The following is a 21,970-nucleotide window of genomic DNA, read 5'->3' as shown; positions in this document are numbered from 1 at the left end:
GTGACCGGTGGCTGGCGGTTTTAGCGTTCCGGTCGCGTGCGCACGTCGGACGAAACCGACCCGAAAAGCCGACAGACGGTAGTTACGACCGACGGACCGCGGGCGCCCTCAGTCGCCGTCGAGGGCCTCGGTGCCGGCGGCGACGAGCGCGTCGTGCGCCTCGCCGTTCGAGGCCACCATGGCGTCGCTGTCGTGGCTCCAGGGCTCGCCGTCGAGGTCCGTGACCGTCCCGCCGGCCCGACGGACCAGTTGCACGCCGGCGACCGTATCCCAGGGGTTCATCGGTCGGGTGCAGATCAGCCCTTCGAGCGCGCCGTCGGCGACGTGTGCGAGCGTCAGCTGGAACGACCCGAGACGGCGAACGTCACCGAAACGCTTTGCGATCGCTGAACACAGCTGTCCGAACTCGCTGCGCTCGTCTCGGTCCCACCAGCCGACGGGTGCCACCGCGAACGTCTCGGGGTCGGTCCGGTCGCTCACGGCGAGTTCGGTCCCGTCACGGGTGGCGCTCTCGGGGCCGACAGCGTAGAGGTCCCCCTGTGACGGCGCGTACGTCGCCGACGCTACCGGTTCGCCGTCGACGATGGCGCTCACGCTCGTCGCCCAGAGGCGCATCCCACGGACGTAGTTCGCGGTCCCGTCGATTGGGTCGACGACCCAGGCCGGGCCACGCTCGGGCACGTCGTCCACCTCGGTCGCTCCCTCGTCGTTTTCGCCTGCTCCCAGCGTCGTGACGGGTTCCTCACAGAGAAACGCGTCGGTGGGAAACTCTGCTCGGACGGTGGCGACGACCTGTCGCTGGGCGTCGCGGTCCAGTTCCGTGACCAGATCGTTCTTGTTGGCCTTCGACTCGACGGCGAACGAGCCTCGAAACCCCTCCCGAGCGACGACGCCGCCGGCGCGGGCCGCCCGCTCGGCGACTGCCGCCCGGTGGTGCACATCAGTCATGTCAGCCGCTGGTCGTCCCTCGTTCAAACCACCTCGGCTTCCAGCAAAACGGCCCGCGCGGTGAGGGCGTCAGTCCGTCTCGGCGGCCTCGTCGACGGCATCGAGAATCTCCTCGGCGATGTCTCGCGCCTCGCTCGGCGTGTACAGGACCTGATTCCCCAGAGATTGCTCGATTCGGACGTACCCGTCGTCGTTCTCGATGGAGAAGAACGCCGTGTTCTCGAGCGGTGGCACGCGCAGGTCCGCCTCAGACTGGTCGGTCGCCATGTCAATACATATCACACGGAGCGAGATAAATCTACGCCCGGACCGAGAGTCGGTGGGTCCGGGAGACCGTTATGGGTTCTGAGAATTGGGCCGCAACAATTTACCAACAATCAGTATGAGAACGTGTATAATGTCTCTCCGGGGAATCTTTCGGTCGGGAAAAGATCTGTCGATCATCGTGGTTCTTGGGCTCGTATTCGTCCTCGGGTTGACCGTCAAGACGCTGTTCGAATTGAGCAAGCGAAAGTTTCCGCGCGCTCACGCGATAGGGGGCAATCTCAGAGACTGGCTTCGCCGTCCGATCTGAATCCGACCGTCTCTCCACCCGACCCCAGCGGCCACGCGTTCGATCGCGAGCACCGATAAGTCCGATCAACGGTGTCCTCTGCAATATGTCTGAGAGCTATCTATTGACTCGAGCATCCGATAAGCATAAAACATTTGCCATATGTGGTTGCGTGGTTCGACCTAGCTTCTGCCTGATATAAAAAGCAGCCTTACAATACGACCCGGGTCAAAATCAATATTCCACTTCTCGACCCTATTGAGGACCAATAATCCAGTCTCCACATTTCCCCATCTCGACACCTAGCGAACACATTAGCCCGGCCCTAATGACACGATTAATTACACACATATTTACCCGACAGCTTTATGAGAAATTGGATTGACATGACGACCAACGTGTGAGATCGGCAACTCATCGAGGTCGCGTTGGATTGCCACAACATCTATGACTGACACCCACACTGTCCGCACGGATGAGAGACTGACGACTGACCGACCAGGGGTCCCACGGAGCAAAGAGAGAACCCCACTGGAACGGGAATGACGATAAACGCAAATCAAGCGAACTACCAGGAACCCGCTGTCGAATCGAAATCCGACTTCATCGTCACGCCGGAGAGCGACGTCACACCGGTGTTGAGCGTCGTGATGCCGACGCTCAACGAGGAAGAGGGAATCGTCGAGTGCATCGACCGGATCAAGACCGCCGTCGACGAGTTGCGCGTGCCCACCGAGATCGTCGTCAGTGACAGTTCTACCGACGCCACACCGGATTTAGCTCGGGAGCGGGGGGCGACCGTCGTCACACCCGACGGAGAGGGGTACGGCTACGCCTACCGCTACGCGTTCGAGCGGGCCCGCGGCGAGTACATCGCGATGGGGGACGCAGACACCACGTACGACTTCGAAGCGCTCCCGCGCCTCCTCGAACCCGTCCAGAACGGCGACGCCGACATCTGTATGGGCAGTCGGCTGGAGGGCGAGATCAGGAACGGTTCGATGCCGCCGCTCCACCAGTACGTGGGAAATCCGCTTCTGACGCGATTCCTGAACACTTTCTACGGCGCGGGCGTCAGCGACGCCCACAGCGGCTTCCGCGTGTTCACCAAAGACGCGCTCGAAACGCTAGAGCTAGAGACGACGGGCATGGAGTTCGCCAGCGAGATGATCATGGAAGCCGGCGCGAACGATCTCACCATCGAGGAAGTTCCCATCGTCTATCACGAGCGCGAGGGCGAGGAGACGCTCGACAGTTTCAGAGACGGGTGGCGACACGTCCGGTTCATGCTCGTGAACGCGCCGGATTACCTGTTCTCCTATCCGGCGCTACTACTGGTCTCCCTGGGCGCGGTCCTGATGGGGCTGTCGCTTCCGACGACGACGCTCGGCGGCGTCAACTTCGGCCTCCAGACGATGGTCGGCGGGTCGTTGCTCGCGATCGTCGGCTATCAGGTCTGGGCGCTAGCGCTGTTCAGTTCGATCGCCGCCGACCCGATCCGGGAGCCGTCGAGCGCGCTCGTCGGCACGATCAGGCGACACTTCCAGCTCGAACACGCCGCGTCGATCGGCGTCGCCGTCGCCGTCGGGGGGCTCCTGTATCTCGCGAGCGTGTTCGGGGGCTGGCTCGTCGCCGGCGAATCGGCACTTCCCGGGGCGACGGTGACACTGTTCGCATCGACGGTCGTGATCCTTGGCGTCCAGACCGTCTTCGGGTCGTTCTTCATGAGCATGCTCGCGGATCAAAAAGAGTAATCCCTCACGCGCACACGCTCGCGCAGGTCCCGTTCGCCGCGCAACTGACCGCGGGTCGGTATCGGTCTTCTGCGACGTAGGTCCATTCGTCCCGCCCGACGCTGTCGGTCCCGTCGGAGTACGTGAGCTGGGTGTACAGACCGTTGTAGTTCATCACGCTGTCGTACTCGTCAGTGGAGTAGCGGCGCTCGTCGATCCCGTCCTGATGGGCGTCGAGTCCGACGGCGTGACCGAACTCGTGCATGAACAGCGACGCGGTGATCCGCGTGGCGTCGAACGGTTCCAGTGCGGCGATGCCGGGACGGCCCGCACCGACGTAGTAATCGTCACCGGCGTAGGCCACGTCGTCGGCGAGCAGGACGTAGTAGTAGCCCGCATCCCGGTGGTCGAAGTGGGCCGAGCGGAAGTCGTAGATGTCGTTTCCGGGACCGTCGCGGGATCTCGAATACACCGTCCCGTTGGCGGCGAGTCCGGTATCGTTCGTGACGAGGTGAATGTCGATGCCCGTCGACCCGTCCGGGTTCGACACCGGCGCGTGGGCGAACGTCTCTCGGACAGATCGACGCACGTCCTCGCTCAGCATCTCCGGTCCGGCCGCGTCCACCTCGACGTAAATGTCTGTCCGAAGCGGGTCCGCGTCGGGAAGCATGTCGGTACAGCGGACTTCCATGCCGTCGGGATAGCCGTCACCATCGGTATCGGTCCGGTTCGGCGCAGTTCCCAGCGTCTCGCGTTCGACTCCATCGACGAGACCGTCGCCGTCGGTGTCGACCGCTTCCCGTTCGGTGTCGTTTACCGCGGTGGAAGTGATCACGTGGTCTGGTGAGCCCGCGCCGCCACCATCCGCGGCCTCCGACTGGGGCGCGACGCCCGCCACCGGCAGTCCCGTTCCCGCGACGACTAGCAGTGCGACGAGCACGCTCACCCTGACCGAGCGCTGTCGTCGCCCGTCCGCAGACAGCCGGTGATGGAACCGAATTCGATCGGGTAGCCTCCAATTACTGCTACCGATTCCGATAATAGATTTGGTAATGGAAACCACCGCGTCTGGTAATGTGGCCCTATCCGGCATTTGAACTGCCTACTGTTCACCAATTCCCGAACAAATACTTGGCCCACAAATTATCGATATTGAATTCGACACTCAGGTTCGGATTACGGCCAAGCTGTCATCTCGTCGGAATCTTCAATGAGGTCGACGCAGTACCTTGGCGTAATGCGTCTTACCCGCCGATTCTGGCTCACCACTGGGGTGGCACTCTGTCTCGTCCTCGGCGGCTGGCTCCTCGGTTCGACGCCGCTGTTCGTCGCCGCGGCCGGGTTGCTGGGGTGGGTCCTGGCGATGCAAGCGGTCTTCGTTCGGTCGGTGACGCGGATCGAACGCACCCTCTCCGTCGATCAGTCGCTCGACCGATCTCGCGTCCCGACGGGGACCGAAACGACGTTTCGGCTCGCCGCGGCGATAGACGGCGCTAGTTCACACTGCACGGTAACGGCCCGGGCGAACGTGCCGGTCGCCGCCGAGCGAGCGAGCGCGACGGAACCGGTCGTCACGCTCGCCCGGACGCAGGCCGAATCGTCGATTACGGTCCCGTTCAGGTGGGAGACGGTCGGCGAACACACCGTGGACGAGGCGACGGTGTCAGTCCGCGACGCCGCCGGACTGTTCGTCCAGGAGTTCGACACCGGTTCGACGCCGTCAGTCACCGTCGAATCCCCGTCGGTCGGGCCGGTCCACGTCGGACAGAGCGGCGAGCGACTCCTGCGTGGCGTCGGCGAACACGAGTCTCGCGGCAGTCAGGGCGGCCTCTCGGCCGAGGAAATTCGCAAGTACGTCCCCGGGGACGCGATGAAGTACGTCGACTGGAAGGCGACAGCAAGGCTGGACGAACCGCACGTGCGCGAGTACGAAGCAGAGAGCAACCGCCAGACAGTCCTCGTCGTCGATCACCGGAGTACGATGGGCGACGGACCGGCGGGTCGAACGAAACTCGACCACCTGCGCGCGGTGGCCTCGGCGATCCGCAAACGTGCAGACGCTGACCGCGACCCGATCGGCTATCTGACCGTCGGTGACTCTGGAGTGACCGGGACCATGTCTCCCACCGCCAGGCCGGAGGCCTACGAGTCGTGCCACCACCACTTGACCGACCTCGCCGTGACGGACGCCGAGTCGGACATCCGGTCGTCCGGGACCACCCGCGGCGGCAGTCCGGTGACCGTCACCGACGGCGACCCAACGCTCACCCGGATGGAGCGGGTCCTGCTATCGTACCAGGATCACCAGCGCACGCTGTTGCCGGACGAACAGCTGTACAACGGGTTTCGGTCTGCGAAACACGAGATACGGAATGCCGACCTGGTGGTCATCTGTTCGGACGACACGGACCCCGGCGAACTCCGCGAAACCGCGGGGCTCGCCCGGCAGAACGCGACGGAGGTCGTCGTGTTTCTGACGCCGTCGGTGGCGTTCGACGACGAACTCCTCGCGGCGACCGACGACGCCTACGAGCGATACCGCCACTTCGACCAGTTCCGGCGAGAGCTCTGCGAGATGGACTCGGTGACGGCCTACGAGGTCGCGCCGCCGGACCGCATCGAGTCACTCCTCTCTCGGTCGCCGACCGACTCGACGCGAGGTGAGGTCGCGTGACCCGCGTGGAGGAACGCTGGCCACCCTCGGCGAGGTCGGTACCCGGTGCGCTCGGTATCGGCGTGGCCGCGGTCGCCATCGTCTGGAGCGGACCGCTGTGGGCGACTCTCGCGGCGTTCGCGCTCGGCTGCATCTACGTCGTGGGGACCGCCCCTCTCGCGGTCGCCTTCGGACAGGTCGCGCTCGTCGCGGTCGGTCCGACCCAGCCGGGAATCGTAGCCGCCGTCGAGGCGGGGCTGTTCCTGTCGCTGCTCGCGGCGGCGCTGACGTCCTCGAATCCGCGCGCGGCCGCGGCCACCGTCGCCGTCGCCGTCCCGCTGTTCGGCGGCCTGACCTGGCTGGCACTCACCGCCTGGCAGGTCGATCCGACGGCCGTCGCGCTCGTCCTCGGCTGCGGGTTCGCGACCGCCGCGTACCTCCTTCACCGCTATCTCCTCGTCACCGTCGGTATCGTCTCTCGAGACCAACCGCAGTCCTCCCCGACCCATGAGTGAACGCGACGACCACGAGTCGACCGACCGAGACGAACAGCACGCCGGGCCGGACCCAGCGACGCTCCGCGCGGAACTGGAAGTCGCCCGCGAAGAGAACCGCCGCCTGCGCGAATCTTACGCACGCGCCAAGCGGTCGACGTACCGCCGAACCGCGCTCGGTTTCCTCGCCATCGGAGTCGCCTCGCTCGCCGGCGCAGCGCTCTTTCCCGCGCTGGGGACGGTCTTCGTCGCGCTGGCCGGAACGGGTGCGTTCGCCGGCCTCGTGACGTACTACCTGACGCCCGAGCGGTTCGTCTCGGGTTCGGTCACCGGTGCGACGTTCGGGGCGCTCGCGGACGTGGAATCGGGCCTCGTCCGCGAACTCGAACTCCAGGACGAGACGGTGTACGTCCCGACGTCGGCACTTCCCGACGCTAACGCCCGCCTGTTCGTCCCACAGCACGTCGACTACGCGCTCCCGGACGCCGAGGCGCTCGGGGACCTGTTCGTCACGACCGAAGGCGACACGCGCCGGGGAGTCGCCCTCCCGCCGTCCGGCGGTCGGCTGTTCGCTTCGTTCGAAGAGACCGTCGACGGGACGTTCGCGGGGACACCGGGCCAGATCGGGGCCGATCTGGCCGCGGCGCTCACGGAGCAGTTCGAACTCGTCGACGACGTGGACGTCGAGCTCGGTGCGGACGAACGGGCGACGGTCGCTCTCGACGGCCCGGCGTTCGGCGACCTCACCCGGACCGACCACCCCGCTGTGTCCCTCCTCGCGGTCGGTTTCGCCGTGGGCCTCGACCGCCCGATCACCGTCGAAGCGCGGACGGACGAGCGATCGAATGCGGTTGTCTCACTCTCCTGGGAGCGATCAGGCCCCGGGGCGACCGGGACCGCGATGGAACGAGAGCCGATGCCGGCGGGGTCGCCGGCTGAAGAGAGTAGCGGCGTCGCGACACTCTCTGAGACGCGGAACGAGGACTGACACACTGCGCCGCCGATCTCGCTACAGTTCGCTGCCACCGTCGCCGACCGCCGCCTCCGCACCCGGGGGACGTCTGTCAGAACCGGTCCCCGGGGGCGTGATCGAACTGAGAATCTCGTCGATGACCGCAGCGGTGTCGATCCTGCTGAGTTCGGCGTCGCTGTTCAGGATCAGCCGGTGGCGGAGCACGGGCACGGCCACCCCCTTCACGTCGTCCGGGATGACGTAGTCGCGGCCCTCGATGCGCGCCAGCGCCTTCGCCGTGTTCTGCAGGGCCAGGGTCGCGCGCGGCGACGCCCCGTGCGCGACGTTGCGGTGGTCGCGGGACCCACGAACGATGGACAGGATGTACTCCTTGATGCTGTCGTCGATGTACGTCTCGGGGACGACGCTCCGGGCCTGCAGGAGTTCGTTCCGGGTGACGACCTGCGAGATGTCGCCCGAATCGAGCGTCGGGTCGGCGTCGAAGCGGTCGAGGATCGCGCGCTCTTCGTCTTCGTCCGGGATTTCGGAGACGAGTTTCATCTGGAAGCGGTCGCGCTGGGCCTCGGGGAGTTCGAACGTCCCCTCCATCTCGAGGGGGTTCATCGTCGCCACGACGGTGAACGGCGTCGGCAGCGACAGCGTGGAGCCCTCGATCGATACCTGTCGCTCCTGCATCGCTTCGAGCAGCGCGCTCTGGGTCTTCGGCGGCGCGCGGTTGATCTCGTCGGCGATGACGAGGTTCGTGAAAACGGGTCCCTTCTGGAGTTCGAACTCGCCGCTTTGCTGATGATAGACCGTCGTTCCGGTGATATCGGCCGGGAGCAAGTCGGGCGTCATCTGGATTCGCGAGTAGTTCAGGTCTGTGGCGTTCGCGACGAGCGTGGCGATAGTGGTCTTCGCCACGCCAGGGACGCCCTCTAGGAGGACGTGACCGCGAGTCAACATCGCGACCGTGATGTGACGGAGGACTTCCTCGTTCCCGATGAGCACGGTGCCCGCTTCGGCTTCGAGGCGGTCGTACAGCGCCGACGGATCAGTCATCGAATTGTCGTTTACGCCGCTGTGACATAACGGCTTCCGTTACTCTCGCGATTCGCGCGCCGTCCCAGTCGGGGTGTCGCGACCGCAGGAACGCCTCGACGCCGCTCGCGGACAGTTCCCCCGGGTCGCCGGCCGACCGCCGATCCCGGACGTACTCGCGGAGTCGGTCGTCCACGCGGCAGTCGATACCTACGAAGGTAGCGACGAGGATCGCTCCGCAGAGCGCGAGCAGCCATCCCGAGCGTCGGAGCGCCAGGACGGCAGCGGCGAGCGGTGGAACGCCGCCGGCGTGGGAGTAATCGAGGAGCACCGTCGGGCCGAGGAGATTGCGCGCGAACTGCCGGTTGTCGCCGCGGTCCAGCATCGCGTTGACGAACACGCTCGGGTCGCCTACGACGACGACGCGGCCAGAGCCGACCGGTTCGGTCGTGGCCACGGGTCGGGAGGCGAGCGACTCGCCGTCGTCGAGTTCGCCGTCTCCGTCCTCGTCGAGATAGGCGTAGCTCGACGAGGTCAAGATTGGCGACGCGCCTCCGGGTTCGACGACGGTCCCGTGGTTGAACACGACGGTCTCGACCCCCTCCGTGACTGGCGAGGAGTCGGTCGGCGTCACCTCCGGGAACGCCGCCGTCCGGTCGTGGTTCCGCGTGTCGTACAGCGGCCGGCCGTCGATGCGCGCGCTGGCCCCGATGCCGGACAGCAGGTCGTTGGCGTGCGGACGGTAGTCCTCCGCGACGACGAGCGTCCCGCCCGCGCGGACGAAGCGTTCGACTCGCTCGACTTCGGACGGCGTGTAGGGTTCCCCCGGCGAGAGGACGAAGGCGACGGTGTCGTTCGCGTCCGCCGTCGGATACTGGCTCACGTTGGTCCCGACGGTCACCGACGACCCGTTCTCGGACGCGACAGCCCGCATGTCGCCGGAACCGTCCCACTGGGCGTTGTACGCGCCGAACGCCACCGACGACGTGCTCGCGGCGTACAGCAGCGCGACCACCGCGACAGCGGCGTAGACGGCCAGCAGCGCTTTCGGCCCGTCGAACCGTCGCCACGGCGGGTCGTCGACTTCGATTCGCCCCGCCATCAGACGAGCCCCGGCGGCAGGATTTCGAGGATGCGTTTGACGACCACGTAGGCGAAGCCAGCGAGTCCGACGGCGACGAGCACCCAGAGCCGCCGTCGCCAGCGCGGCGACACCGCCCGCGGTGCGACCAGTTCGACCGTGACGAGAAAGCCGATGAGCGACACGACGAAGAACAGTTCCAGGGTCAGCGCGTCCAGCAACGCTAAGACGAGCAGCGACCCCAGCACCCACGCGAGGTGCCCGTAAACGAACCGCTGGCGCTGTCGCGTCGCCATACGTTGCGTTGTCGGCCGCGGAGCGCCAAAGGTCCGTCGGTGACAATCGGTTGACTCGTTCGACGCGGGGCCGTTCGAGTCGTGCGTCGAACGCAGTCGAGCGGCCGATGATGCCGACAGCGTCGACCGGCTAGCGGTTCGAACAGTCGACGGCGCTAGAATCGAGCATCCAGCGAACGGACGGCCCAGCCGCCCGACGACCGCGCGCTCAATCGTCGGACGGCGTTCCGCCGTCGTCCTCGGGCGTCCGCGTCCGGTCGCCGCTCCCCAGCAGCGACACCGGGGCTGCGGCGAGGTACGGCAGCGTTGCGACGAGCGCGCCGAACGTCGCGAGCGCGATGCCACCGAAGAAGATGCCCCCGAGGACGGACGGCGGCGTCCGCGCGGTGAGCCGGAACCCGAAGAATACGAGATAGCCGGCGTTCTCCATGAACTGGAGGACGGCGACCGACAGCGCCAGCGCCAGCGTCGTGGCGGGGACTGCGATGCGGGCGATGTCGCCGAGGATCGTCCGCAGCACGCGCCACTGGGTCGCGCCGGTCGAGCGGTGGATGCCGATGGCCTGGCGCCGCGCGTGAACGGCCTGAGCGAACGTCGCCGTCGTGCTGCCGACGGTGGAAAGCGCCGAGAGCGCGATCAGGACGCCGAGGATGAGCTGGACGTTGCCGAACACGCCCTCGATCGAGCGCTCGATGGGCGTCCCGGAGGCGTACGCTCCGTTGCTCGCGACCGCCGAGACGAGTCGCCTGTCGCCGGTCACCTGGTAGTCCGCCGTCGCGAGCGTCGTCCCGTTCGCGGTCACGCGGTACGTGTAGGTTCCCGGCTGTCCGCGGCCGCTCCCCGGGCTGAACCGGGTCTCGGTAACGTTCCCCGGCGGCATGTACACGGACCGGTTGCGCGAGACGCCGGGGCCGACGACGCGTATCTCGCGGCTCATCGGCTCGTCCCACGGGTTCGCGAGGCCGACGCCGAGCGTGGGCGTCGTCAAAACCGACCCAGATTCGGGTGTGATCGACAGTTGCGCGTACAGCTGTTTCTCCGCGCCGCGGACGACCGCGATGTCGTGGGTCGCCGTCTGCCCCCGGGCCGCGGCCGTGATCGTGTAGTTGCCGGGCGAGCGCGGAAGCGGGACGATGGCGACGCCCTTCGATCCGGTCTCCAGTTCGAGCCCGTTCACCGAGACGGTGGCGTTCGGCACGCGCTCGCCGGTCTCGGAGAGGACGGGGACGTACAGGACCGCCTCCGGCGGCGCTCTCGACGGCAACTGCTCCGGGATGGTGATGGCGTCGGGCGAGACCACGGTGACGGCGTGTCGATACCCGTCGGCGGTGGCGTTCGCCCGGCCGAGTTCGGACGCGGTGAAGGCGACGCTCGGCCGGCGCTGGCCGCCCGGCGGGACGGACACGCTCGTCGTCTTTCGCTCGCCGCGATACCTGACGGTCACGTCCCGCGTCGCCCGCTCGCTCCCGACGTTTCGCACGGTCGCGGTGACGTTGAACGACTCGCCGCGCGTGACCCGCGCCGGCCCCGACAGCCCGGTCACCACCGCGCCGGTTTCGTTCGTCGTCGTGCCCGGCGTCGGAACGGGGCCGTCGACGCGGATCATGTGGACCTGTCCCCGCCCCGTTGCCAGACCGGACGCTGTCTCCAGCGGGATGACGAGCAGGTCGTCGAGCGTCCGGTCGGCGTCGAAGCGGCCCACGACCGTGACCCGTCGGACGCCCGGCTTGACGCTCCCGGACAGCGTCATCGTGTCTCCGACGGACACGTCGAGCGTCCGCGCCAGGTCGCTGCCGATGACGGCCTCGTCGTAGGCGTCCGGGCGCTCGCCCTCGACGAGCGTAGCCCCGGTAACGTTCGAGAACGCGTCGTAGTCCGCGCCCCGCGCCATGTATGGCTGGCCGTCGGAGACCTGCGCGTAGATGATTTCCGCGCTCGCTTCCGTCCCGTTAGCGCGCAGGACCCGCGCGTAGTCCGGATCGAGGCGGCTGTTCAGCGGGTGGGGCGCGCCGGCCTCGGTGATGGTCCCCGCCCCGCCCGCGCCGCCGGCAAGCGGAGACGCGAGGCCGGCCAGCGAGACGACCAGCAGGAAGGTGACGCCGAAGACCGTCAGCGTCGCCGCCGTCGGCACGACCGAGCGCCACGACAGCAGCGTCGGCGACAGCACCCGACGGAGCCGCGCGAGGGCGGTCTGTGCGGACTGACCGCCCCGAGTGCGTCCCGTGCCCAGCGAGGACGGCGGCCGGGTCGCCGCGGAGTAGGCCGCGAGCGCGCCGGCGGCGAGACCGAGCAGGACGAACAGACCGGCGACCGCCCCGACGACGGTCGCGCTCTGGCCCGTCACGGACACGTCGAGTGCGATCGGGAGCCCGACATAGATGGCGACGTTGACGAGCGCCTTGATGGTGATGAGGCCGACGGCGTAGCCCAGCGCCACCCCCGCCGTGACGAGGAGGCCGGCCCGGACGGTAAAGAGGAGGCCCACGCGCCAGCCCGGCGCGCCGGTCGAGCGGATGACGCGGATCGCGTCGAGGCGGTCGCGCACGCTCATCCGCGTCACGCTGTAGACGACGATGAGGACGAGCAGGCCGCCCGCCGCCGCCGCGACCGAGAGCGCCCAGAGCACCTGCTCTAAGCCGCCGATGACGTACAGGAGCGCGCTGACCAGCGGCGACCCGCTCGCGGGCACGCTCCCCAGCCCCGTCCCGCCTGGCGTGTGGTCGATGACGAAGTAGCCCGTCACGCCGAGGCGCTCGGCGGTCGAGACGTTCGTCGCGTACCACTGCTCGGGCAGGAACTGGATGCCCTGCTCATGTGGGACCACGGTGAGCCCGACGGTCCCGTTCGTTCCCTGGAGGGTCCGATTGCGCTGTCGCGAGACCGGCGCGCGGCCGTCGACGCCCTCGGGAATCGTCGGCAGTCGCCCCTCCTGCCACTGGGCCGACCCCTCGATCAACACCCGCGGGGTGTCCGGTGGAATGCCGATCACCCTGACCGTCGACCCGTTGACCGACGCGCGCGCCACGCGCAACACGGTCGTGTTCGCCTCGGCCGGCGGCGGTCCGTCACCCGCCTCGTGGTACGTCACCGTCTCCGAACTCGCCAGCGGCTCGGCGAACGTCTCGGAGTAGGTCACCGCGGTGAACAGCAACAGGATCGTTCCGATGAGGAACGCGGCCGTCACGGCGACGACGACGACCGTCAGCCGGTCGCGGCGCGACCAGCGAAACAGGATGGCGTTGCGATAGCCCATCGATCCCTAGCGCGTCTCCGGCGACCGCTCGGCCGCTCGCCTGTCGGGCGCGTCCGCGACGAGGGTGCCGTCGCGAATGAACAGCCGCTCGTCGAACCGCTTTGCGAGCTGGGGGTCGTGGCTGATGACCACGAGCGCCGTCTCGGTGGAGGCCTTGATGCTGAACAGCAGGTCTAGCACGGACTCGGCAGTGTCGGGGTCGAGCTGTCCGGTCGGCTCGTCGGCGAGGATGATCTCGGGTCGGTTGGCGAGCGCCCGGGCGATGGCGACGCGCTGTTTCTCGCCGCCGCTCAGCGTCGCGGGGTACTGGTTCTCCAGTCCGTCGATGCCGAGGCGCTCGAACAGCGTGTCGAGCCATTCGGGGTCCCGGTCGCCCGCGTGTTCCTGGGGGAGCGAGGCGTTCTCGCGCGCGGTGAGGTCGCCGATGAGCTGGAAGTCCTGGAAGACGAACCCCAGCGTCGTCCGGCGCAGGGCGGCCCGCTGGCGCTCTGAGAGGTCGCTCGCGTCCCGACCGTCGACCTCCAGCCGGCCGCTAGAGGGCGGTTCGAGCAGGCCGAGGACGTTGAACAGGGTCGACTTCCCGGCCCCGCTCGGTCCCTGGACGAGCATCGCCGCGTCCGGCGGGACCGTGATCGAGACGCCGTCGAGAATCGTCGTTCCCCGCCGCGTCACGCGCAGGTCTGTTCCGGCGAGGACGGGGTCAGTCATTGTCGGTCTTTCAGGCGGCCCCGTATTGTATGCCACGGTTACACGAATCGCTGACAAGTCCGGCGGTTCCGGCCGTTGACTCAACAGCCGGCCTGGCCTTCGGTCGGCCGCGAGAGCCACACGCGGTCCACGCCGCGCGTGTCGTAGACCACGTTCGTCCGGTAGCGCCACTCGGACAGCGCCGCGGGCGTCGTCGTTTCGCTCCCGGCCGGGAACAGGTGCGCGCCCGTCGTCGACCACGAGTGTCTGGACAGCGTCGGACAGGTCGGCGCGGCTCCGCCCCCGAGCCAGCGCGCGACCGGCTGGTACGTGCCGTTGGCCGTCGCCGTCGGGTAGTACAGCGCGACGATCCGGGTGAACGGGTGGTCGGACGCCCACTGCTCGTCGACGTGCTCCGCGGTGAACGTCGCCGCCGCGAACTGCGACTCCGTCGCGCCCGTCGGGAACGCGAGCGTGTCGAGGTTGACGAAGGCGATGGGGGCGGTGACGAGCGCCGCGACGATGAACAGCGTCGCAAGCACGGTCGCGACCCGGTTCCGTGACGGTCGGATCGAGCCGAGCCCACCCCTCGGCGTCGGCGACCGGTCGTCCGAGTAGGCCACCTTCGCCACCCCGAGGCCGGCGAGGACGAACACCGGGAAGTGGACGAACGTCTGCCCGCGCAGCGCCGTCCCGTAGTACTCCGGCGTCAGCGCCGCGGTCAGCGAGAAGTACACGACGACGATAGGCGCGAGCAACAGCGCGAGAACCACCGGACCGCTCTGTCGGCGGTCGCGACTCGCGAGCGGCAGACCGACGAGCGCGAACGCGACTGGCACGGCGAAGGCGGTGACGAGCACCACGAGGCCGGTCGGGGTCGACTGCGTCCCGGGGAAGACGGTCCGCAGGACGTTCGCCCCCAGCGCCACGAACCAGAGCCCGACCGCGCCGCCGACCGTCGCGCGCTGGAGGCGCGCGCTCGTGCGCTGGAACCACACCAGCGTCACCGCGAGGACGACCACCCAGGCGAGAAAGAGCCCGGGATAGGCGCTCACGCGGTCGACGTAGGGAACTTCGAGCAGCGACCGTTCCGCGAGCCGGTAGTAGCCCCACATATACACCCAGAACCCACCGACCACGACGGCGGCGGTGACGGCGTCGCGCCGCGACGGGATACGGGCGAGCCACGCGGCCAGCACCCCGGTGAGGACCAGGCCGACGACGAGCGAACTGAACGTGTGCAAGAGCGGGAACGCGACGAACAGGAGTCCAGTGAGAGTGCCCCACCGGAGCCTGCTCCCGTCCGTCGCGAACAGGCGGTGGACCGCGATGGCGAACAACGGGACCAGCAACAGCGCGAGCGCCTCCTCGTCGGTCTGGCCGGTCCGTCGGAGGTAGATGCCCGAGACCGCCAGCCCGAAGCCCGAGAGCGCCATCGCCGCGGTGACGCGCCGTCCGCGCCAGCGCTGGGTCCGGGCCAGGCGTCTGACGAGCGCCATCGCCGTCAGGCAAGAGGCCCCGCCGGTCAGCGCGACGACCGGCTGGGCGACGTACAGCGGTCGCTCGCCGGTGACCAGGCCCACAGCCGTCAGCACGCCGGTGAACACCATGTTGTCCGCCCGGAACCGCGCGAACGGGAACGACCCCGTCTCGATGGCGTCGCGGGCGAGTGCGACGTACCCGAACCCGTCTAGCGTCGACGGCAGCGGCGTCCAGTGCAGCGAGGTCAGCCGAGCGGCGACGGCCACGGCCAACACGGCGACCACCAGCAGCGCGCGCCCCCGCCGTCCGTCACTCATTGGGTGGCCCTACAGCAGGGAGGTGTAAGAGCGTTGTCGGTTCGGTCGGTGGTCCGGTGCGGGGATGCTTGCGGTCGTTCGATGGCAGGACAACTCTCGTCGTGTCGGTTGGAACATTCGCTCGTCAACCTGGCTGATACGGGTTCGCTGCCGTATCGAGGCGATAGACATCTTCCACAGCATCGAAATCGTCGTCGAACGCGTAGAGATAGCCGAACCCTTCAGTCTGCATATAGGCGACGATACAGGCGTCAACGAACGAAAACCGCTCATACTGGCGGAAGAGTGCTTTCCCAGTAGCGAACGCGTCGCCCGTCAGGGAGTCGATGTGGAATCGAGCGTTTTCCTCGAGTCGGTCGAGAAAGTCAGCGGCTGCGTCGTGACCTGCGTGGGTCGTCAATCCATTCAACGTCTCGGCCAGGACGTAATCAAGGATCACCGCTTCGGGGAGAGTAGCGCTATCTATGCCCCGAAGAATCGGGACAGCCTTGTCATGCTCGCTGTCCCGGCGGTACGCTGCCGCGAAGAGGACGGTTGTATCGACAAGTGCGCGCGGCATCTACTCGACGTCGACGCCCCACGCGTCGTGTTCGGTCGCGGCATCTGTCTTCTCGTCACCGTCGTAGCCATCGAACTCACTGAACGTGCCACGCTGCTGTTGGACGATCTCGACGCGGAGTGTCCCGTCCGACTCGATATACCAGCGGAGTTTGTCGCCATCGTCGATATCGAGCTCTCGACGGATGCGAGCGGGGATATTCGCTTGATTCCCCGACACTTTGCTTTCGGAGTCGACGCGCTCACTACTCATACACAAGTCTATGAAATCCATCCCTGATAAATGATAGTGTGAGCGAACACTAGCGATGCATCCGTCTCGACTTCCGTCTCTCTCGCCACGCCGTCAACCGTCGAGCGCGTCGACAGCCCCGCCGCCGACGAACTGCCGGACGAGTCGCCCCTCCGCTTTCTGGAGGTGGTTCGACGCGGTACTCGTCGCACAGCCGAGGCGCTCGGCCACGTCCGCGACGCTCCCGACACGGGGAACCTCGTAGTAGCCCACGTCGAGGGCCGCCCGAACCGCCTCGCGCTGTCGCGACGTGAGATTGTCGGCCGGCGCGCCCGGTTGTACGTCGTACTCGCCGACCTCCGAGACCTGCGCCGAAATCTCATCGGGGAGTTCGTCGAGGACCCGCTCCAGGTCCGCGGGTTCGCCGACCACGTCGAAGTCGACGATGCCGTGGGGCCGATACGCGAGCGGCGGGACGACGACCAGTGACGGCCGCGCGAACGCCGCCCGGAAGCGCTTGAAGATCTCCATCTCGCGCTCGCGAACGTAGGCGTAGAACGTCCCCTCGTGGACGGGCGTGATGTCGTAGTCGATGGTCTGCTCTGCGGCGGCAATCTCCCGCTCGTATCGCTCGCGGTCGCCGATGATGTAAAACAGCGTCCGGAGCACGTCGCCCTCGTCCTGCAGGTTCCACGTGACGAGCCAGCTGCGTTCGATGTCGTCACAGTCCGTCAGGAGACGCTGCATCGGATGCTGGTAGGCCCGCTCGTAGCGGATCCGCAGGTGGAGGTACTTCATGCCTCGTTCACCGTTCGCTCACTTTTTAAACACACTAGTACAGCCGACAGCACGACTATTCGCCAGTGCCCCCGAGCGACAGGTGTTCATGAGCAGCGACCGGCAGAACGCGGTCGACGGACGTATCGGAGGACGGAGGGCCGGAGACGGGAGCGCGGACAGCCGCCACAACGGCAGGCTCCGCGAGGTGTTCGGGTCCTCGCCGTTCATCCTCACGAAGTTCGACGCGTTCATGAACTGGGTGCGGGGGTCGTCCATGTTCATCCTCCAGTTCGGCATCGCCTGCTGTACCATCGAGATGATGAGCGCGCTCGGCCCGAAGCACGACCTCGACCGCTTCGCGGCCGGGGTCCCGCGAGCCTCGCCGCGACAGGCGGACCTCCTGGTCGTTCCGGGGACCATCGTGACGAAGTTCGCCCCGCGGATGAAGCGCGTCTACGACCAGATGCCCGAACCGAAGTTCGTCGTCAGTATGGGCTCGTGTACCATCTCTGGGGGCCCGTTTCAGGAAGGCTACAACGTCATCAAGGGCGCAGAACAGATCATCCCGGTCGACATCCACGTCCCGGGCTGTCCGCCGCGTCCGGAAGCGCTGCTCTACGGCATCGCCAAACTCCAGGAACGGGTCGCACACGGAGAACGCTCGCCCGTCACGGTCGAGCCGTACGAGCTACGGCAGTTCGGCGCCCTCGAACGCGACGGACTGGTCGAGAAGCTCGCCGACGAGATCGACGAGGACACGCTCGTCATGCGCTACGACGGGGCCGAGCCGCCGGAGGCGTAGCGCCAGACTTGTGAGCGCGGACATCTTCCACAGACGGCCAGGTCTCTGTGACTGGCTAGTCGTCGCCGGGTTTGTAGGCCCCAGGTCGCTTTTCAATGGTGTAGACCCACAGAGTCTGGTCATCCGTGACTGCCTTACAGCCGAGGCGAAACGCACCGATTCGGAGCTTCGAATGCGGCGCACCGGTCAGTGGTTCCAGATAATCGCTCGGATCGCGCCACTGGTCGGTGACGATTTCGTCGAGCTTCGAGACGATGCGTTCCTGCTCGTGTGGCTGGAGCTTTTCGTACTCACGTTCTGCGGGGTCAGTGAACTTCCAGTCCCACACGTCGTCACTCGCTGGCATCCGTGTCGTCGTTCAACCGCTCCCGGATATCGTCGCTACTGTAGGTCTCCCCCTCCCCAGTCGCCAGTTGGTGTTCGCTGGCGGCGATGTCCTTCCACCCCTTGCGCGAGAACGAGGGGTGCTTGACAGCGTCCCGAAGCGCCCATCGGATAAACTCGCTTCGAGACGGGAAGTCCTCGGCACGCCAGGTCGCATCGAGGTCATCCAAAAACGCCTGCGGAATTTTGAGCGTGATTGTGGTCATGTTGGGGTCGTCATTGGCCCCTGTACCAGTGTCAGACATACTTCTGTATTACCCTCGTATTACCATAAGCATTGTCGGTGTGTCAGAAGACAACTCTACATCGAATCGTACACGTCGTGGCTTTTGTCTGCGCTGATATCGCCTGCATTGAGCACTCCGCCTATCCCGATATGGAGAATTTCGACATCATTGACACCCTCATCGCGATAAACGGCGAGGCTTTTTTGCCATTTCCATGAACACCGACACCCCGATCAATCATCTCTCATCCCGAAGAGACCTTCGCCAGCGTCGATCGGGGTCGTATTGTTCCACGTTTCCCGGCCAGCCGTTGCCGTCTTCAGTTTCGAACTTTGCTTTGGATTGAGTTCGAGTACGGAGCCTACGAGTGTTGCTCGAATCTCATCATTCGGATCGATCCCGAGGTGGTCTCGAAATTCTTTCGGAAGCATGACTCTCCCACTGTCGTCGACTTTCAGCGTGAACTCTTTTCCGGAGGCTACGGCCTCTGATTTATTTTTCATCCTGGATCACACAGTCTCAGTAGAACGGTGACAGACAACACGCTTGCCTACGATTCGAGCGGGGCGGCCACGGTCGATCGGAGAAAAGCAGCCTCACGAGATCCCTCAATCGTGCGTACGAACGCACATTGCCGCCATCATCGGTAGTCGTATCCGTAGAATTGCGTGGATTTCGCGAGGAATGTCACGGCGTAGCAGCAGTTGGATCACCAGCCTCAGAATCGAACGGGAGGTTGATGTGGAGTTCGTCGAACCAGACGACCGGGCGCTTGCTCTGCCCGTCTTCCTCGAAGAAGATGATGCCCAACTGGGCGAGCCGACTGAGTTCTTCATGGACGTTCTTCACGTCCCGATCAACAACTCGTGCGGTCTCGTTGATACTGGATGGCTCTTCCCGACGGATGGCTTCGATGAGATCGAGGACACGCGGCGTCAGGGTCTCCATGAGGTCGTCGTAGCTGGTGAACGAGAGCGTCGGTGTGGAATCCATCGCGTCACCCCGTTCGAGCGCCTCGATTTCGTCGGTGACGTCGTCGTGAAACTCACTGGGCGACTTCACAGTTATGGCGAGGGTCGATTCGTCCCGAAGCTGTTCGCGCTCCATTGGATGCAACGGCGGCGTAGTATCGTTCATGGGTATCACCGTATCTGATGGCCTCACGCGATTTCGAACTCGGATTTCGGAATCTCGCTCCAGAACCGTTCCCAGAGTTCGACCATGCCAGGGAATGTAATGATGTCTGGGTCGGGATCCGGTGCGACGTGCAGCTCGTGCCCTTTAGTGTCCTCGTGCGAGTTGTCGTACCGACGGATCGTTCCATCGTCGAGCGTGCGGGGTGGTCTGGTTCCGTCGCACCGTGTGAAGCTTGTAGGCCCACCCAAACGGGTACGCGTCACGGTCGGTCCGCATGCAGAACACGCGGATAACGGTCCCGTCGGGGTACTTCCTTCCCACACTCACGCCATCGAGGTCGTCGTCCGTCGGTCAGGCCATCCTCATTCATTGGTACACAGACCAATACAGTAAAGCCATTGGTTGGCGAACCAATGCAACCGTTCACTCCCGAACTCATACGATTCCTCTTCACCGTACCAGGTCACGAGCCGTCGAGGTGCACCCGACGGGCGTTCTCGACGGCGATTTCCGCGTGTTCGCGCTCGGTGGGCGCGACGGAGAAGGCCGCGCGGTCGAAGGCCTCGACGACGGCCTCGATGGCGTCGACCTCGTCTGCGTCGAAGTCGCGCTCGCGACACCACTCGACGAGTTCCCAGTGGGTGGCGTTCTCCCGGAGTCCCCAGTTCTCGGTGAGTTCGTCGTGGATCGTCTCGTAGGCCAGCGTAATCGCCGTCTCGAACTCCCCGTCGGCCATCGCCGCCTCGATACGATCGCCGACAGTGTGTAGATCGGATCCGTTCGAGTCGGTCACGGCCGACGGGTCCGACACCTCGGCGGGATCGGACACGACCGTCACCTCCGAGTTGTCTGTCACCGATCGGGCGGAGCGGTCGAGGACGCCCGACGCCTCGCTCGCGTCACCGCCGCCCGGGCTCTCTCGCACGGTGTGACCGGTGTCGCCGGCAGTCACCGCATCAGTGGACACCTGCGAGATGTCGGTCACGACGGAGACGTCCGACTGCGATGGTTCGTCGACCGACGTCTCGGCTGTGCTCGCGGTGGGATCACCGGTCGCGACGTCCTGCGACCCGCCGCTCGATTCACCGACCGCCGTTTCGGTCGCCGCGCTCGTACTCGCGTCGGATTCCGTGGCCCCGTCCGAGAACAGCCCCAGGCGACGGACGGTGATGTCGAGGACCAACAATCCCAGCCCGGTGAGCAGCGCCGCGATGACCGGAATCGTCAGCCGGGTTCGGAGCTGGGCGACGAGTGCCGTCACGCTCCCGAGCGGTCCGTCGGCGGAACTCGGAGCCGCCGCGCCGCCGCCCGAGATCGGGACCGTCGCCGTGGCGTTCGACGTGGCGAGGTTCGAGGCCGCCGCTGCGTACCGCGCGGTGACGGTCGCCGAATCGGCGTCGGCGGGGACTCCCTCGGTCGAGAGGCGCGCACGGAAAGTCCCGTCCTGGCCGGTCGTGACGACGGTTTCCCCGCCGCCATCGAGTGCGACCCGGACCGGCTGGTCACGCACGGCCCGCCCGTCTTCGGTGACGAGCCGACCGGTCGCGACGACAGCCCCGTTCTCGGCCGTCGCGTCGACCGAGAGCGTCGAAGGCCGTCGTTCGATAGTCACCGGAACGGTCGCGTTGCCGCCGGCGATTGCGCGGTCCTCGTAGGGAATCACGGCCACAATCGAGCCCTCACCGGCGGAAACGTCCGCCGGCAAGCGAATCGTCGTCGTCACCGTTCCGTCGGCCCCCGTCAGCACTCGCTTGAACAGCGTCCCGTTGATGCGGAGTTCGACGGGGACAGACGCGACGCCCGTCCCGCCGGCCGTGACCGCGGTCCGCACCGTCAACTGGTCGCCGTAGCCGACAGTCGCGGGCGAGCGCTCGACGGAGAGCGACGGCGTCGTCTGTCGTACCTCGGCGGCGAACGTCGCCGTGTCACCGCGATACGGTGAAGACTGGGCCGGAACGTACGTGACCTCGACCTGCTGGCTTCCGAGACGGGCCGACTGCGGGCGGTACTCGAACGCGAAGCTCCCGTTCGCCGCCGTCGTGACGAGCCGCGAACGGTTCTCGAAGCGCAGTCGGATCTGCCGGTTCGCAACGGGCGTGCCGTCTGCCGTTCGTAGCGTCCCGCGAACCGTCCCCGGATCCGTGTACGACACCTGTCCAGTGGGGCCGCTGACTTCGAGCGACGTGTCGGTCGGCGCAGCAGCGTCTCCAGAGGGAGTCGCGGTCTGGGCCGCGCTCCCGGCGTCGTCGACCGCCGCCGTCGCGACGCCGAACCCGGCGACGAGGAGCAGTTGCAGGACGACCGCTCCCGTGAGTAGCGACTGCAGTCTATACACGGCCACATATCGGTCTGTCTCGGTT

The 21,970-nt window shown here is 66.4% G+C and carries 22 protein-coding genes and 1 pseudogene; 5 read left to right on the top strand and 18 right to left on the bottom strand.

Going from position 1 to position 21,970, the window contains the following annotated elements; genetic code table 11:
• Positions 1 to 108 precede the first annotated feature (108 nt).
• Positions 109 to 948, bottom strand: coding sequence for an inositol monophosphatase family protein (locus ACOZ4I_RS08880; protein ID WP_423998650.1), 840 nt, complete (start codon positions 946 to 948; stop codon positions 109 to 111).
• Positions 949 to 1,017: 69 nt separating this feature from the next.
• Positions 1,018 to 1,215, bottom strand: coding sequence for a hypothetical protein (locus ACOZ4I_RS08875; RefSeq protein WP_423998648.1), 198 nt, complete (start codon positions 1,213 to 1,215; stop codon positions 1,018 to 1,020).
• Between the two features lie 828 nt (positions 1,216 to 2,043).
• On the opposite strand from ACOZ4I_RS08875, the gene ACOZ4I_RS08870 reads away from it, so the two are divergent.
• The gene (locus ACOZ4I_RS08870; RefSeq protein WP_423998646.1) at positions 2,044 to 3,255 is read left to right on the top strand and encodes a glycosyltransferase family 2 protein; all 1,212 of its coding nucleotides are present in this window, start codon (positions 2,044 to 2,046) and stop codon (positions 3,253 to 3,255) included.
• Positions 3,256 to 3,259: 4 nt separating this feature from the next.
• On the opposite strand, the gene ACOZ4I_RS08865 is transcribed toward ACOZ4I_RS08870, so the two are convergent.
• A complete protein-coding gene (locus ACOZ4I_RS08865; RefSeq protein ID WP_423998644.1) occupies positions 3,260 to 4,180 on the bottom strand; it encodes a hypothetical protein in 921 nt (306 codons plus the stop codon).
• Between the two features lie 291 nt (positions 4,181 to 4,471).
• Between ACOZ4I_RS08865 and ACOZ4I_RS08860 the strand changes: the two genes are divergently transcribed.
• Genes ACOZ4I_RS08860 through ACOZ4I_RS08850 form a run of 3 tightly spaced genes read left to right on the top strand, consistent with a single transcriptional unit; the run spans position 4,472 to position 7,369 of the window.
• Entirely contained in the window at positions 4,472 to 5,908 is a 1,437-nt protein-coding gene (locus ACOZ4I_RS08860) for a DUF58 domain-containing protein (protein ID WP_423998642.1), read from the top strand.
• Positions 5,905 to 6,402 (top strand): hypothetical protein, encoded by a 498-nt coding sequence (locus tag ACOZ4I_RS08855; RefSeq protein ID WP_423998640.1) that lies wholly within the window; start codon positions 5,905 to 5,907, stop codon positions 6,400 to 6,402. Before ACOZ4I_RS08860 ends, ACOZ4I_RS08855 begins: the two co-directional genes overlap by 4 nt.
• A complete protein-coding gene (locus ACOZ4I_RS08850) occupies positions 6,395 to 7,369 on the top strand; it encodes a hypothetical protein (protein WP_423998638.1) in 975 nt (324 codons plus the stop codon). Before ACOZ4I_RS08855 ends, ACOZ4I_RS08850 begins: the two co-directional genes overlap by 8 nt.
• Positions 7,370 to 7,390: 21 nt before the next feature.
• Here the strand turns inward: ACOZ4I_RS08850 and ACOZ4I_RS08845 are convergent, their stop codons facing one another.
• The 9 genes from ACOZ4I_RS08845 to ACOZ4I_RS08805 all read right to left on the bottom strand — a co-directional run bounded on the left by ACOZ4I_RS08845 (position 7,391) and on the right by ACOZ4I_RS08805 (position 17,078).
• A complete protein-coding gene (locus ACOZ4I_RS08845) occupies positions 7,391 to 8,395 on the bottom strand; it encodes an AAA family ATPase (RefSeq protein WP_423998636.1) in 1,005 nt (334 codons plus the stop codon).
• Positions 8,388 to 9,476 (bottom strand): DUF4350 domain-containing protein, encoded by a 1,089-nt coding sequence (locus ACOZ4I_RS08840; RefSeq protein ID WP_423998634.1) that lies wholly within the window; start codon positions 9,474 to 9,476, stop codon positions 8,388 to 8,390. Before ACOZ4I_RS08840 ends, ACOZ4I_RS08845 begins: the two co-directional genes overlap by 8 nt.
• Positions 9,476 to 9,751 carry a hypothetical protein gene (locus tag ACOZ4I_RS08835; RefSeq protein WP_423998632.1) on the bottom strand — a complete coding sequence of 92 codons (276 nt, stop codon included), beginning with the start codon at positions 9,749 to 9,751 and terminating at the stop codon, positions 9,476 to 9,478. Before ACOZ4I_RS08835 ends, ACOZ4I_RS08840 begins: the two co-directional genes overlap by 1 nt.
• A 208-nt stretch (positions 9,752 to 9,959) precedes the next feature.
• Positions 9,960 to 13,004, bottom strand: a complete 3,045-nt coding sequence (locus tag ACOZ4I_RS08830) for an FtsX-like permease family protein (protein WP_423998630.1) — start codon at positions 13,002 to 13,004, stop codon at positions 9,960 to 9,962.
• A gap of 6 nt (positions 13,005 to 13,010) precedes the next feature.
• Positions 13,011 to 13,712 carry an ABC transporter ATP-binding protein gene (locus ACOZ4I_RS08825; RefSeq protein ID WP_423998628.1) on the bottom strand — a complete coding sequence of 234 codons (702 nt, stop codon included), beginning with the start codon at positions 13,710 to 13,712 and terminating at the stop codon, positions 13,011 to 13,013.
• Between the two features lie 80 nt (positions 13,713 to 13,792).
• Complete coding sequence (locus ACOZ4I_RS08820) at positions 13,793 to 15,490, bottom strand: sodium:phosphate symporter (protein ID WP_423998626.1); 1,698 nt, start codon at positions 15,488 to 15,490, stop codon at positions 13,793 to 13,795.
• 124 nt (positions 15,491 to 15,614) lie between these two features.
• Entirely contained in the window at positions 15,615 to 16,049 is a 435-nt protein-coding gene (locus tag ACOZ4I_RS08815) for a PIN domain-containing protein (RefSeq protein ID WP_423998624.1), read from the bottom strand.
• Complete coding sequence (locus tag ACOZ4I_RS08810; protein WP_423998622.1) at positions 16,050 to 16,301, bottom strand: AbrB/MazE/SpoVT family DNA-binding domain-containing protein; 252 nt, start codon at positions 16,299 to 16,301, stop codon at positions 16,050 to 16,052.
• Positions 16,302 to 16,394: 93 nt separating this feature from the next.
• Complete coding sequence (locus ACOZ4I_RS08805; protein WP_423998620.1) at positions 16,395 to 17,078, bottom strand: helix-turn-helix domain-containing protein; 684 nt, start codon at positions 17,076 to 17,078, stop codon at positions 16,395 to 16,397.
• A gap of 88 nt (positions 17,079 to 17,166) precedes the next feature.
• Between ACOZ4I_RS08805 and ACOZ4I_RS08800 the strand changes: the two genes are divergently transcribed.
• The gene (locus ACOZ4I_RS08800; protein ID WP_423998618.1) at positions 17,167 to 17,862 is read left to right on the top strand and encodes an NADH-quinone oxidoreductase subunit B; all 696 of its coding nucleotides are present in this window, start codon (positions 17,167 to 17,169) and stop codon (positions 17,860 to 17,862) included.
• A gap of 55 nt (positions 17,863 to 17,917) precedes the next feature.
• On the opposite strand, the gene ACOZ4I_RS08795 is transcribed toward ACOZ4I_RS08800, so the two are convergent.
• From ACOZ4I_RS08795 to ACOZ4I_RS08770, 6 genes and pseudogenes are all read right to left on the bottom strand, one after another.
• On the bottom strand, positions 17,918 to 18,208 hold the full coding sequence (locus ACOZ4I_RS08795) for a type II toxin-antitoxin system RelE family toxin (RefSeq protein WP_423998616.1): 291 nt from the start codon (positions 18,206 to 18,208) through the stop codon (positions 17,918 to 17,920).
• Complete coding sequence (locus ACOZ4I_RS08790; RefSeq protein ID WP_423998614.1) at positions 18,195 to 18,491, bottom strand: ribbon-helix-helix domain-containing protein; 297 nt, start codon at positions 18,489 to 18,491, stop codon at positions 18,195 to 18,197. The genes ACOZ4I_RS08795 and ACOZ4I_RS08790 overlap by 14 nt, the downstream gene beginning before the upstream one ends.
• A gap of 215 nt (positions 18,492 to 18,706) precedes the next feature.
• Positions 18,707 to 18,976, bottom strand: coding sequence for an AbrB/MazE/SpoVT family DNA-binding domain-containing protein (locus tag ACOZ4I_RS08785; RefSeq protein ID WP_423998612.1), 270 nt, complete (start codon positions 18,974 to 18,976; stop codon positions 18,707 to 18,709).
• Positions 18,977 to 19,160: 184 nt separating this feature from the next.
• The gene (locus ACOZ4I_RS08780) at positions 19,161 to 19,610 is read right to left on the bottom strand and encodes a hypothetical protein (protein WP_423998610.1); all 450 of its coding nucleotides are present in this window, start codon (positions 19,608 to 19,610) and stop codon (positions 19,161 to 19,163) included.
• A 23-nt stretch (positions 19,611 to 19,633) separates the two neighbouring features.
• Positions 19,634 to 19,937 (bottom strand): annotated as a pseudogene (locus ACOZ4I_RS08775) (toxin-antitoxin system TumE family protein).
• Between the two features lie 136 nt (positions 19,938 to 20,073).
• On the bottom strand, positions 20,074 to 21,945 hold the full coding sequence (locus ACOZ4I_RS08770; protein ID WP_423998608.1) for a hypothetical protein: 1,872 nt from the start codon (positions 21,943 to 21,945) through the stop codon (positions 20,074 to 20,076).
• Between the last annotated feature and the right edge of the window lie 25 nt (positions 21,946 to 21,970).

It is taken from the genome of Haloarcula salina, from assembly GCF_049603855.1.
GTDB lineage: Archaea > Halobacteriota > Halobacteria > Halobacteriales > Haloarculaceae > Haloarcula > Haloarcula salina_A.
Note: the sequence above shows the minus strand (reverse complement) of the source record. Positions and strands in the feature narration are given on the sequence as shown.